The 11,288-nt window shown below is 74.0% G+C and carries 10 protein-coding genes; 4 read left to right on the forward strand and 6 right to left on the reverse strand.

The window, feature by feature from the left end; genetic code table 11:
• Window positions 1-28 precede the first annotated feature (28 nt).
• Both BS73_RS13070 and BS73_RS13075 read left to right on the forward strand, forming a co-directional pair.
• Window positions 29-1,174, forward strand: coding sequence for a LacI family DNA-binding transcriptional regulator (locus BS73_RS13070; RefSeq protein WP_037572005.1), 1,146 nt, complete (start codon window positions 29-31; stop codon window positions 1,172-1,174).
• A gap of 55 nt (window positions 1,175-1,229) precedes the next feature.
• A complete protein-coding gene (locus BS73_RS13075; RefSeq protein WP_037572008.1) occupies window positions 1,230-2,291 on the forward strand; it encodes an aldose epimerase family protein in 1,062 nt (353 codons plus the stop codon).
• Window positions 2,292-2,359: 68 nt separating this feature from the next.
• Here BS73_RS13075 and BS73_RS13080 read toward each other — a convergent pair whose 3' ends face one another.
• Entirely contained in the window at window positions 2,360-3,385 is a 1,026-nt protein-coding gene (locus tag BS73_RS13080) for a LacI family DNA-binding transcriptional regulator (RefSeq protein ID WP_037572010.1), read from the reverse strand.
• 265 nt (window positions 3,386-3,650) lie between these two features.
• Here BS73_RS13080 and BS73_RS13085 point away from each other — a divergent pair, with 265 nt between their 5' ends.
• The gene (locus tag BS73_RS13085) at window positions 3,651-3,929 is read left to right on the forward strand and encodes an HPr family phosphocarrier protein (RefSeq protein WP_037572011.1); all 279 of its coding nucleotides are present in this window, start codon (window positions 3,651-3,653) and stop codon (window positions 3,927-3,929) included.
• A gap of 486 nt (window positions 3,930-4,415) precedes the next feature.
• On the opposite strand, the gene BS73_RS13090 is transcribed toward BS73_RS13085, so the two are convergent.
• Window positions 4,416-5,336 carry a PhzF family phenazine biosynthesis isomerase gene (locus BS73_RS13090; RefSeq protein ID WP_084704020.1) on the reverse strand — a complete coding sequence of 307 codons (921 nt, stop codon included), beginning with the start codon at window positions 5,334-5,336 and terminating at the stop codon, window positions 4,416-4,418.
• 103 nt (window positions 5,337-5,439) lie between these two features.
• Entirely contained in the window at window positions 5,440-6,051 is a 612-nt protein-coding gene (locus BS73_RS13095) for a VOC family protein (protein ID WP_037572012.1), read from the reverse strand.
• Window positions 6,052-6,161: 110 nt separating this feature from the next.
• Between BS73_RS13095 and BS73_RS13100 the strand changes: the two genes are divergently transcribed.
• Window positions 6,162-7,061: a LysR family transcriptional regulator gene (locus BS73_RS13100; protein ID WP_037572013.1), complete on the forward strand. Its 900-nt coding sequence runs from the start codon at window positions 6,162-6,164 to the stop codon at window positions 7,059-7,061.
• 244 nt (window positions 7,062-7,305) lie between these two features.
• On the opposite strand, the gene BS73_RS13105 is transcribed toward BS73_RS13100, so the two are convergent.
• The 3 genes from BS73_RS13105 to BS73_RS13115 all read right to left on the reverse strand — a co-directional run bounded on the left by BS73_RS13105 (window position 7,306) and on the right by BS73_RS13115 (window position 11,049).
• Entirely contained in the window at window positions 7,306-8,826 is a 1,521-nt protein-coding gene (locus tag BS73_RS13105; RefSeq protein WP_037572015.1) for an MFS transporter, read from the reverse strand.
• A gap of 190 nt (window positions 8,827-9,016) precedes the next feature.
• On the reverse strand, window positions 9,017-9,670 hold the full coding sequence (locus BS73_RS13110; protein WP_037572017.1) for a TetR/AcrR family transcriptional regulator: 654 nt from the start codon (window positions 9,668-9,670) through the stop codon (window positions 9,017-9,019).
• 185 nt (window positions 9,671-9,855) lie between these two features.
• Window positions 9,856-11,049 (reverse strand): RtcB family protein, encoded by a 1,194-nt coding sequence (locus tag BS73_RS13115; protein WP_037572019.1) that lies wholly within the window; start codon window positions 11,047-11,049, stop codon window positions 9,856-9,858.
• Window positions 11,050-11,288 lie beyond the last annotated feature (239 nt).

An 11,288-nucleotide genomic window follows, 5' to 3' on the forward strand; every position in this document is an offset into this window, starting at 1 on the left:
CCAACGCGAAGAGAGAGATCACCGCGCCGTGGGCGTCAGCCTCAAGGACGTGGCGCTGCTCGCCGGCGTCTCCGTGAAGACCGTTTCCAACGTAGTCAACGACTATCCGCACATCCGCCCGTCGACCCGGCAGCGGGTGCAGCGGGCCATCGAGGAGCTGGGCTACCGGCCCAACCTGACCGCCCGCAACCTCCGCAAGGGCCGCACCGGGATCATCGCCCTGGCCGTGCCCGAACTGGCCAACCCGTACTTCGCCGACCTGGCCGGGGCGGTGATCGACGCGGCCGCCCAGCACGAGCACACGGTGCTGCTCGACCACACCGCGGGACTGCGCGCCCGGGAGGTCCTGGTCTCCAGGGGCTTCCGCTCGCACATCATCGACGGCCTGATCCTCAGCCCGATCGAGCTGGAGAACGACGACCTGCTGGACCGGCCGGACGGGCCGCCGCTGGTGCTGGTCGGCGAGCGGGAGTACACCGCTCCTTACGACCACGTGGCCATCGACAACGTCGAGGCGGCCAGGACGGCGGTGCGGCACCTGCTGGAGCTGGGCCGGCGGCGGATCGCCTTCCTCGGCGCCCGGCACGAGAGCGCCCGCCAGCCCGCCCACCTGCGGCTGCGCGGCTGGCGGGAGGAGCACAGGGCGCAGCAGCTGGTCCCGCCCGAGGAGCTGGTGGTGGCCACCGCCGGCTACGACCGCGGGGACGGGGCCGCCGCGATGGCGGAGCTGCTGGACCGGGAGTGGGACTCGGGGGCGGATACGGGCCCGGGCTCGGGATCCGGCTCGGGCTCCGGCTCGGGCTCGGGCTCGGGCTCGGGGCCGGCGAAGCGGCCGGACGCGGTGTTCGCCTACAACGATCTGATCGCCCTCGGCGCCATGCGGGTACTCGCCGAGCGGGGCCTGCGGGTGCCCGAGGACGTGGCGGTGGTCGGCTTCGACGACATCGAGGAGGGCCGCTTCGCGCCGATCTCGCTGACCACGGTCGCCCCCGACAAGGCCGCCATCGCCCGGTTCGCGGTGGACCGGCTGATCGAGCGGATCCAGGCCGGCAGCGAGGCGGACAGCTGGCACTCGCGGCGCTTCCTGCCCAGCCACCGGCTGATGGTCCGGGAATCGACCTCCGGGCGGGCGCGAAGAGCCGGCGAGCCGCCGCGCCTCCGCGCGGACGGCTGACCCCGCCGCCTCCCCCGCCCCCTGCTGTCCCCCTCCCCCACTGCCTAGGAGCCCCATGCTGCGTTCCGCCCCCCGCCCCTCCCTGCTCCGCACCGAGTTCGGCCGGGCGCCGGACGGCACCCCGGTGGACCGCTGGGTCCTGGACAACGGCGCGGGCATCCGGGCCGCCGTCCTCACCTACGGCGCGGTGCTCCACGAGCTGACGGTTCCGGACGGAAGCGGCGGCGACCCCCGCAACGTGGTGCTCAACCTGCCCACCGTCGGCGAATACGCCGAGCACAGCCCGTACTTCGGCGCGGTGGTCGGCCGCTACGCCAACCGGATCGCCCACGGGCGGTTCGAGCTGGACGGCACGGCGTACCAGGTGCCGGTCAACGACCGGGGGCACGCCCTCCACGGCGGCCCGGAGGGCTACGACCGGCGGGTCTGGACCGCGCACCCGACCGACGGCGGGCGCAGCGACCGGGTCGCGCTCCGGCTCGAACTGCACAGCCCCCACCTGGACATGGGCTTCCCGGGCGCGCTGGACGTCTCCGTCGTCTACACCCTCGACCGGCGCGGCACCCTCTCCGTCGACTACCGCGCGGCCACCGACCGGCCCACCGTCGTCAACCTCACCCAGCACACCTACTTCAACCTCGCGGGGGCCGGCTCCGGCGAGGTCCTCGGCCATCGGCTGGCGGTGGACGCCGAGCACTACCTGCCGGTGGACGAGGACGCCATCCCGCTGGGACCGCTGGCCCGCACCGCCGGCACCCGCTTCGACTTCGCCGGACCCGAGCCAAGGCCGATCGCCGCCCACGACGGGGACGGCTACGACCACTGCTGGGCGCTCACCCCGGTCCGGGACGGCGTCCTCCGCCGCGCGGCCCGGCTCCGCGAGCCGGACAGCGGACGGCGGTTGGAGGTATGGACGACCGAGCCGGGCATCCAGGTCTACACGGCGAACGGCCTGGACGGCACGCTGCGCGGGCCGGACGGGCGGGCGTACGGGCGGTTCGGGGCGGTCTGCCTGGAGACCCAGCGCTTTCCGGACAGCCCCAACCGGCCGGAGTACCCGAGCGCTGTGCTGCGACCGGGCGAGGTCTTCGAATCGCGTACTGAGTTCAGGTTCTGACGGGTCGTCAGGCCGACGGGGGGTGGGGTGGTCGGGGGCGGGTGGCCGGAGCGGTCCGGGGCGGGTGGTCAGGGGCGGCCGGTGCGGAGGCTGCTCTCCCGGACGACCACCCGGTAGCCGGGCTGGACCAGCCGGCTCGGGCCGGTGAAACGCTCCTCGATGCGCTCCAGCAGGCAGTTGACGGCCAGTTCGGCGATCCGGCGCTTGTCCGGGGCGACGGTGGTCAGCGAGGGGATGGAGTACTCCGCCTCCTCGTTGTCGTCGAAGCCGGCGATGCCGATGTCCTCGGGGATCCGCAGGCCGTCCTCGTGGGCGGCGCGCATCGCGCCCAGCGCCATCAGGTCGTTGAAGCAGAAGACCGCGTCCGGCCGGTCCGGCAGCTTGAGCAGCCGGTGCATGGCGGCGGCGCCGTCCGGGCGGAAGTAGCTGCGCACGGGCGGGAGGAGGGCCTGGTCGACCTCCATCCCGGCCTCCTGGAGGGCCTGGGTGTAGCCGAGGAGGCGCTGCTCGGCGGTGGCCCGCGGGGAGGGGTCCTGCCAGCCGATGGCGCCGATCCTGCGGTAGCCCTGGGCGATCAGGTGGCGGGTGATGTCGCGGGCGGCGGCGACGTTGTCGATCGGCACCCGGTCGGCGACCGGGCCGAGGTCGGCCTCGCCGAGCAGGACCAGCGGGATGCTGCGCTCCCGGGAGAGCAGCTTGGCCTGGTCGAGGCCGAGCGGGCTGAGGATCACGCCGTCGATCATCTGGTCGCCGAGACCGGAGGCGATCCGCAGCTCGGCGGCGGGGTCGCCGCCGGTGTCGTCCATCAGCACCGTGCAGCCGTGCCGGCGGGCGGCGGCTATCACCTCGACCGCGAGCTCGGCGAAGTACGGGGACGGCAGCTCGGGGAAGGCCAGCGCGATCACCCCGCTGCGGCCGGTGCGGAGCCGGCGGGCCGTCATGTTCGGCTGGTAGCCGAGGGCGTCGATGGCCTCCTGGACCCTGGCGCGGGTCTGCGGGGCGACCGAGACGGTGCCGTTGACCACGTTCGAGACCGTCTTCACGGACACCCCGGCGAGCCGGGCGACGTCCTTCAGCCGAGGCGCTTCCGCCATCCTGCGGCTCTCCCCTCCGTTGCGGTGGTGCGTCGCTGCAACGTGAGAATACCGCCGGGGGGTGTCCTGGGGTGGCGGGTCCTGGGTGCCGTACCGGCACGGTAGGGGTCGGGTCGGGGTACGGGACCGGTGGGGCGGTGCGTCGGCGGGTACGGCGGGGCGGGGCGGCTTAGCTTGGTGCGGAGCGGTGGCGTGCGCCGGGCGGCTGCGGACGGCATGCGACACTGGTCTAGACAACATCGCCGTTGAACCGAAAGGCAGAGTCATGGCTGAGCGCCAGGTCACCGTCGGCTGGCCGGAGGGCCTGCATGCGCGTCCCGCGTCCATCTTCGTGCGGGCCGCGACGGAGGTCGGGATCCCGGTGACGATCGCCAAGCCGGACGGGAACCCCGTCAACGCGGCGTCGATGCTGGCGCTGCTGGGGCTGGGCGCGCAGGGCGGGGACACCGTCGTGCTGGCGTCCGACGCGGACGGGGCGGAGCAGGCGCTCGACCGGCTGGCGATGCTGGTCGAGCAGGGCCTCGACGCGCCGCCTGCGGCCTGAGGCCGGCGCGCGAGGGCCGGGGGCCGGCGCCCGCGGGCCTGGCGGCCCGCGCCCCTTCCGGGCGGGCCGGGGTCGCGCCTGACGGGCGGCGAGCGCGCGGGGCGGGGCGGGTGCGGCGAAGGCGGTGGCTTGGCGCGCAGTTCCCCGCGCCCCTGGCCGGCGGGCCGCGCGCGGGCGCAAACCGGCCCTCGACGGGCCGAAGTCGCGCCTAACGGGCGGCAAGCGGGCGGGGCGGGGCGGGTGCGGCGAAGGCGGTAGCTTGGCGCGCAGTTCCCCGCGCCCCTGGCCGGCGGGCCGCGCGCGGGGGCGCAAACCGGCTTTCGACGGGCTGAAGTCGCGCCTAACGGGCGGCAAGCGCGCGGGGCGGGGCGGGTGCGGCGAAGGCGGTAGCTTGGCGCGCAGTTCCCCGCGCCCCTGGCCGGCGGACCGCGCGCGGGCCTCGTGAGGTGGGGGCGGGGAGTGGGCTGCCTCCGAGGAGTGCTGGGTTCACGGCAGGGGGATTGCTCGGCCTGTTACGTGGCTGCGGGACGGGGCGGTGGGGGCCACGTGGACCCGTAGGTGGCTGGGGCGGCCCATGTCCTCGCCCTGGTGGATGGTGAAGGTGCCGGTCGGGGGGAGTTCGGAGAGGTCGCGGAGGTAGCCGCCGAGCGCGGCGGCCGCGGCGCCGGTCGCCGGGTCCTCGACCACGCCGCCGACCGGGAAGGGGTCGCGGGCGTGGAAGACGTCGGGTGCCTCGCGGTGGACGATCTGGACGGTGGTCCAGCCCTGACGGGTCATCAGCCGCTCCAGCGCGTCGAAGTCGTAGTCCAGCGCGGCCAGCGTGGACCGCGCGGCCAGCGGCAGCACCAGGTGGTGGACACCGCCGAAGGCGACCCTCGGCGGAAGGGCGGGGTCCAGGTCCGAGGGGGTGAGGCGGAGTGCGGCCAGCGCGGCGTCCAGCTCCTCCGTCCCCGCCGGGCGGGACTCGGTGGGGACGCTGGTGAGGGTCGCGGTGAAGGCGCCCTCCGAGGCCGCCGTGTCCACCCGGATCTCGCCCGCCGGGGTGTCGAAGACCAGCGGTCCGGCGCCGATCCGCTCGGCCAGCGCGACCGCGGCGGCCACCGTGGCGTGGCCGCAGAAGTCGACCTCGGCGCGGGGGCTGAAGTAGCGGACGCGATAGTGCCGCTCGGCGCCGTCCGCGGCGGGGGTGAGGAAGGCCGTCTCGGAGTAGCCGAGGTCGGCCGCGATGGCGAGCATCCGGGATTCCGGCAGTCCGCGCGCGTCCAGCACCACGCCGGCGGGGTTGCCGCCGGAGGGGGTGTCCGCGAAGGCGGTGTAGCGCAGGGGGGCGGAGGTGACGGGGGCGGAGGTGACGGGGGCGGGCGAGGCGGTGGTGGCGGCGGTCCGCGTCTCCGGGTTCGTGGTCATGCGACTACGGTCGCAGGCGGCTGGCATGGAGTCCAACGATCGTTCTGCATGGTCACCATCGGAGTATTCGATGACAGGACCGCGGACGGCGGACGGGGACGCCTTACGCCGCCGCCTCCCAGACGAAGCCGTCGGGGTCGGTGAAGCCGCCCGCGTCGGCGCCGATCGCCAGCCGGTGGGAGCCCTCCCCCTCCGGCGCCACACCGGCGTCCCTGGCCAGGCCGCGCCGGCCGTAGAGGGCCAGCTTGACCGGGCTCGACCCGGCCTCGAACTCGACGTACCGGCTGCCGAAGCTCCGCGCCACGGTGAGGCCCCGCTCGCGGTAGAACCGCTTGCTCGCGGCCATCTTCGAGACGCCGAGGAGCAGAACCGCCTGGTCGATCTCCCGGGTGTCCGGGCCGGAGTCCCTCTTCGACGAGCTCGCGACCTTGCAGATCGTCCCGTCCGGCGCCTGGACGACGCCGCCGAAGCCCCAGAACGACTTCCCGGCGGGCTTCAGCTCGGTACCCCCGGCCCGGAGCGCGGCGCCGACCAGCCCTTCGACGATCGACGGACGGGACACCACCAGCGACACCGTCCAGCCGCGGAAACCGGACGTCGGCGCCTGCGACTCGCGCAGGCGGACCTGCTTCTCCAGACCGAGGGCGTCGGCGTAGAAGCGCTGGGCGGCCGCGAGGTCGGCCACCTCCAGGGTGAGGTGCTCGATTGAGGTCATGAGAGTCACGGTAGGGACGGCCACGGCCCGCGCGCTTCTCCAAAACTGACCGATACCGACGATGATCTCTCGGTGCCGGCATCGGCCCCACCGATGGTTACTCTGGCCGGATGGACACCAGGCTGCTCCGCACCTTCACCACGCTGGCCAGGACCGGGAACTTCACCTCGGCGGCCGGCGAACTGCATCTGGTGCAGTCCACCGTGACCTCTCAGATCCAGCAACTGGAAAGGGAGTTGGGCACTCGGCTGTTCGACCGCCTGCCGCGCGGGGCGGTGCCCACCGAGGCCGGCCGCCGGCTGCTGCCGCGCGCCGAGGCGGTGCTGGACGCCGAGGCCCGGCTGCGGGCGGCCGCCGAGCCGGACGGCGAGGTCGCCGGGCGGGTGGTGATCGCCGCGGCGGAGACGCTGGTCTCGGCGCGGCTGCCCGGCGTCATCGCCGAGCTGCGGCGGAGCCGTCCGGGCGTGGAGGTCGACCTGCGGACCTCCGGGACCGCCGACGCGCTGGACGGCCTGCGCTCGGGGTCGTACGACCTGGCGCTGCTGATGGAGGAGCGGGTGCCGGGCGGCCCCGACGACCTCGCGGTGCGGGTGCTGGGCAGGGAGCGACTGGAGCTGGTCGGCGCCCCGGACCATCCGCTGGCCGGCCGCAAGCGGGCGGTCCCCTGGCAGCGGCTGGTGCACGAGGAGTTCTTCGTCCACGAGGAGGGCTGCGCGTACAGCGACGCGCTGGTCGCGCGGTTGCGGGCGGCGGCCCGGGCGGAGGGCGTGGCCGAGCCGAGGCTGACCCGGTTCGGCAGCATCGAGGCGGCGAGGGCCTGCGTGGCTGCGGGACTCGGGCTGAGCCTGCTGGCGCGGGTGAGCGTGGCGGCCGCGATCGAGGCGGGCGGCCTGCGGGCGATCCCCTGCCCGGAGTTCCCCGACGTGCCGGTGCTGCTGGCCCGGGCGCGGGCGCGCTGGGAGTCCCCGGCGGTACGGGTGGTCACGGAGGCGCTGGCGCACACCTGGTGAGCGCGGGCGCAGGCACGGGGGTGAGCGCGGGCGCAGGCACGGGGGGTGAGCGCGGGCGCGCGAAGAGCCGCGAGCGGGGGCGTGGGAAGGAGCGCGAGCGCGGGTGCGGGTAGAGCGCCGGCGCGGGAAGAGCCGTGCGCCCGGGAAGCGGTGGAAACGCGCCGCGCGCCGCGCCCGGGGCCTCCTCAGAAGCCTTGGGCGCGGCGCGCGATGACGGTTCGTCAGTGAACCGGGAGCGGACCGCTCAGTGGGCGAGCGTCGGGACGGGGAGCTCCTCGTCCGCAGCGGCGCCCGCGGTGCCCTCGCCGATCTTCACCGGCTGCGGGCGTCCCGCGTTCAGCATCAGGAAGGCCACCGCCGAGGAGAAGACCAGGATGCCGGCGGCCCACCAGGCCGCGACCGAGTAGCCGTGCACGGCGGCCGTGTTCAGCACCTGCTGGGTCGGGGCGCCGCCGCCCCGGCGGGCCAGCAGCCAGGCCGCGGTGGCGTTCGCCGCGACGGTGTTCAGCAGCGCGGTGCCGATCGAGCCGCCCACCTGCTGCGAGGTGTTGACCATCGCCGAGGCCACCCCGGCGTCCTGCGGCTGCACGCCCAGCGTGGCCAGGCTCATGGCCGGCATGAACGCGGAACCCATGCCCAGGCCGAGCAGCAGCTCCGCGGGGAGGATCAGCGCCGGGTACGAGCTGCCGGTGTGCAGCTGGGCCAGCAGCACCATGCCGACGGCGGCGACCAGGAAGCCGGGGCCCATCAGCAGCCGGGCCGGAACCCGGTTGAGCAGCCGGGCGCCGATCTGGGTGGAGCCGGTGATCATGCCCGCGATCATCGGCAGGAAGGCCACGCCGGTGAGCACCGGCGAGTACCCCTTGACCGCCTGGAGGTAGTAGGTGAGGAAGAGGAAGACGCCGAACATCGCGATCACCGCGGTGCCCAGGGAGAGGTAGACCCCGCCGCGGTTGCGGTCGGTGATCACGCGCAGCGGCAGCAGCGGGTGAGCGGTCCTGGCCTCGAAGGCCACGAAGCCGGCCAGCAGCACCAGCGCGGCGGCGAACATGCCGATCGTCACCGGTGCGGTCCAGCCGTCGGACTCGGCACGGGTGAAGCCGTACACCAGGGAGACCAGGCCGAGGGTGGCCAGCAGGACGCCCGGCACGTCCAGGCGGGAGCGGTTGCGGTCGCCGGCCGGCTCGCGGATCACGGTCACCGCGCCGAAGGCGGCCACCACCGCGAAGGGGACGTTGACGAAGAGCGACCAGCGCCAGTTCAGGTACTCGGTGAGGACGCCGCCCAGGATCAGGCCGACAGCGCCGCCGCCACCGGCGATGGCACCGAAGATGCCGAAGGCGCGGGCGCGCTCCCGGGCCTCGGTGAAGGTGACCGCGAGCAGTGACAGCGCGGAGGGCGCGAGCAGTGCGCCGAACGCGCCCTGCAGGGCCCGAGCGCCGAGCAGCATCGGGGTGTCCACCGCGGCGCCACCGAGCGCGGAGGCGCCGGCGAAGCCGAGGAGCCCGATCAGGAAGGTGCGGCGGCGCCCGGCCATGTCGGCTATGCGTCCGCCGAAGAGCAGCAGACCGCCGAAGGCAAGGCTGTAGGCGGTGATCACCCACTGCCGGCTGCTGTCCGAGAAGCCCAGGTCATGTTGGGCGGCGGGCAGTGCGATGTTCACGATGGTGGCGTCCAGCACCACCATCAGCTGGGCCAGGGCGATGAAGAAGAGCGCTTTCCAGCGCCGGGGATCGGGAGTGACGGAGGGGGTTCCGGAAGACATGGGTATCCACCTGGGAAGTCGTGTCGGCAGTGAGCGGATCAGCGGATGACGGAGCGTCAGCGATGCTCGGCAGTGCTTGGTAAACGGTGGTGCGCGGTGCTCGGTAAGTGGTGCTGAAGGGAGGACTCGGAACCGGGCCGGACGTCATCGGTCGGCACGGATGTTGATCGGCGGTCGGTGCGTCGGCGGATCAGGCGCCGCGCAGTTCCTCCAGGGTCGCGGTGTGTCCGGCCAGAGGAGCCGGCTCCGGCGTGGTCAGCCCGTCCAGCAGGAGGTCGAGATGCCGGTGGGCGAAGGTCTGGAATCCGGGGCAGGTGGCCCCGGGGAGCGGCCGGGTCAGTTGCGCGAGGGCGATCAGGACGTCGGCCGCGGCCACGTCTCCGCGGATCCGGCCGGCCAGTCGGCCGCGGGAGAGGATCTCGTCCACCGCCTGCCGGCCCCGCTCGGCCGCCAGCGCCAACTCCGGCTCCCGGGTGTCCAGATGGGAGCTGAGAAGGCTGCACGCGGCGCCGATCCTGTGGTCCGCGGCCGAGTGGACGTACTCGCGCAGGGCCGCCACCGGGTCGTCCGGGTGGTCGGCCAGCGCGCGTTCGGCCAGCTCAGCGGAGTGCTCCAGGACGGCGAGGGTGACGCTGCGGACCAGTGCCGCGCGGTCCGGGAAGTGCCGGTAGAGGGTGGCGTTGCCGACGCCGGCCCGGCGGGCGATCTCGTCCATCGGCGCCTCGGCGCCCTGTTCGATGAGCACCTGGAGGGCGGCGCAGACGATCCGCTCGTGGTTGCGGGAGGCGTCGGCGCGCGGTCGCCGCGGTGCGGTGGCCGTACGGCTCGCGGTGCTGGTTCCCATGACGCGCTCCCTCCCGCTCTCGGGGACTTTCCGGGGACTCAGTCCCCGCTTCGTTCCTACGGAGGGTTAAACGGGGACTCGGTCCCCGGAAATTTCCGCCCCCGGATGTGAACTGGGTCACATCCGGGGGCGAGCGGCCGCGGCGGGCCCGCGGGCCGGCCCGCAGGGGGTCAGCCCGCGGGGGGTCAGCCCTTGACGCACACCAGCTGGCGGAGCTTGGCCACCACCTCGACCAGGTCGGTCTGGTCGGCGATCACCTGGTCGATGTCCTTGTACGCGCCGGGGATCTCGTCGATCACCCCGGAGTCCTTCCGGCACTCCACCCCGCGGGTCTGGGCGACCAGGTCGTCCCGGGTGAACCGCCGCTTCGCGGCCCCCCTGGACATCCGCCGCCCGGCCCCGTGCGAGGCCGAGTGGAAGGACTCGGGGTTGCCGAGCCCGCGGACGATGTACGAGGAGGTGCCCATCGAGCCGGGGATGATGCCGTACTCCCCCGCCCGCGCGCTGATCGCGCCCTTCCGGGTGACCAGCAGCTCCTCCCCGTCATACTCCTCCTCTGCCACGTAGTTGTGGTGGCAGGAGATCTCCTCCTCGAACTCGACCTGGAGACCCCGGAGTTCGTCCCGCAGGGCGTTCTTGAAGAGGGACATCATCGCGGCCCGGTTGAGCCGGGCGTACTCCTGCGCCCAGTAGAGGTCCCGCCGGTAGGCCTCCATCTGCGGGGTCCGGGCGATGAAGACGGCGAGGTCGCGGTCGGTGAGGTGCTGGTTGTGCGGGAGCGAGCGGGCGACGCCGATGTGGTGCTCGGCGAGCTCCTTGCCGATGTTCCGGGAGCCGGAGTGGAGCATCAGCCAGATCCGGCCCGAGCCATCCGTACAAACTTCAACGAAGTGATTGCCCGAGCCAAGCGATCCCATCTGCTGGGCCGCCCGCTCCCGCCGCGGCTTCACCGCGGAGGCCAGGCCGTCGAACCGCTGCCAGAAGTCCGACCAGCCGGCCGACCGGAAGCCGGGCAGCCGCGCCGGGTCGACCGGCTCCTTGTGCGCGCCCCGGCCGACCGGGATGGCCCGCTCGATCCGGGACCGCAGGCGGGACAGGTCGTCCGGCAGCTGGCGGGTCGTCACCGAGGTTCTGACCGCGCTCATTCCACAGCCGATGTCGACGCCGACGGCGGCCGGGCAGACCGCGTCCCGCATCGCGATCACCGAGCCGACGGTGGCGCCCTTGCCCAGATGGACGTCGGGCATCACGGCCAGCCCGGCGATCCAGGGCAGCGAGGAGATGTTCCGCAGCTGCTGCATGGCGGCCGGCTCGACACCGGCCGGGTCGGCCCACAGGCGGATCGGCACCCGGACGCCGGGCACCTGGGTTACGGACATGGGAGAACGACCTCCAGGGTCGAAAGGATGTGACGGAACGTCAGGGAACGCCCGCGAGCACGGGCGTGAGGTGTGGGGGTATCGGTGTATCGATGCGCCGGTGGGCGTCGGCGCTCAGACTCGGCGCGCGCTCAGCGTCCGCACCCTCAGCGTCCGCGCCCTCGGGGCGGGCGCCCTCAGCGTTGGCGTGACGACGCAGCAGTGGAGAGGCGTCGCCGCAGGGAGGAGCGGACGAACTG

It is taken from the genome of Phaeacidiphilus oryzae TH49 (assembly GCF_000744815.1).
In the GTDB taxonomy this organism is placed as follows: domain Bacteria; phylum Actinomycetota; class Actinomycetes; order Streptomycetales; family Streptomycetaceae; genus Phaeacidiphilus; species Phaeacidiphilus oryzae.

Coding starts and splice junctions, on each gene's coding strand:
- BS73_RS13080 (WP_037572010.1), bottom strand. CDS start 3,385: ATGGCGGAAGCGCCTCGGCTGAAGGACGTCGCCCGGCTCGCCGGGGTG.
- BS73_RS13115 (WP_037572019.1), bottom strand. CDS start 11,049: ATGTCCGTAACCCAGGTGCCCGGCGTCCGGGTGCCGATCCGCCTGTGG.
- BS73_RS13085 (WP_037572011.1), top strand. CDS start 3,651: ATGGCTGAGCGCCAGGTCACCGTCGGCTGGCCGGAGGGCCTGCATGCG.
- BS73_RS13110 (WP_037572017.1), bottom strand. CDS start 9,670: ATGGGAACCAGCACCGCGAGCCGTACGGCCACCGCACCGCGGCGACCG.
- BS73_RS13105 (WP_037572015.1), bottom strand. CDS start 8,826: ATGTCTTCCGGAACCCCCTCCGTCACTCCCGATCCCCGGCGCTGGAAA.
- BS73_RS13090 (WP_084704020.1), bottom strand. CDS start 5,336: ATGACCACGAACCCGGAGACGCGGACCGCCGCCACCACCGCCTCGCCC.
- BS73_RS13095 (WP_037572012.1), bottom strand. CDS start 6,051: ATGACCTCAATCGAGCACCTCACCCTGGAGGTGGCCGACCTCGCGGCC.
- BS73_RS13100 (WP_037572013.1), top strand. CDS start 6,162: ATGGACACCAGGCTGCTCCGCACCTTCACCACGCTGGCCAGGACCGGG.
- BS73_RS13075 (WP_037572008.1), top strand. CDS start 1,230: ATGCTGCGTTCCGCCCCCCGCCCCTCCCTGCTCCGCACCGAGTTCGGC.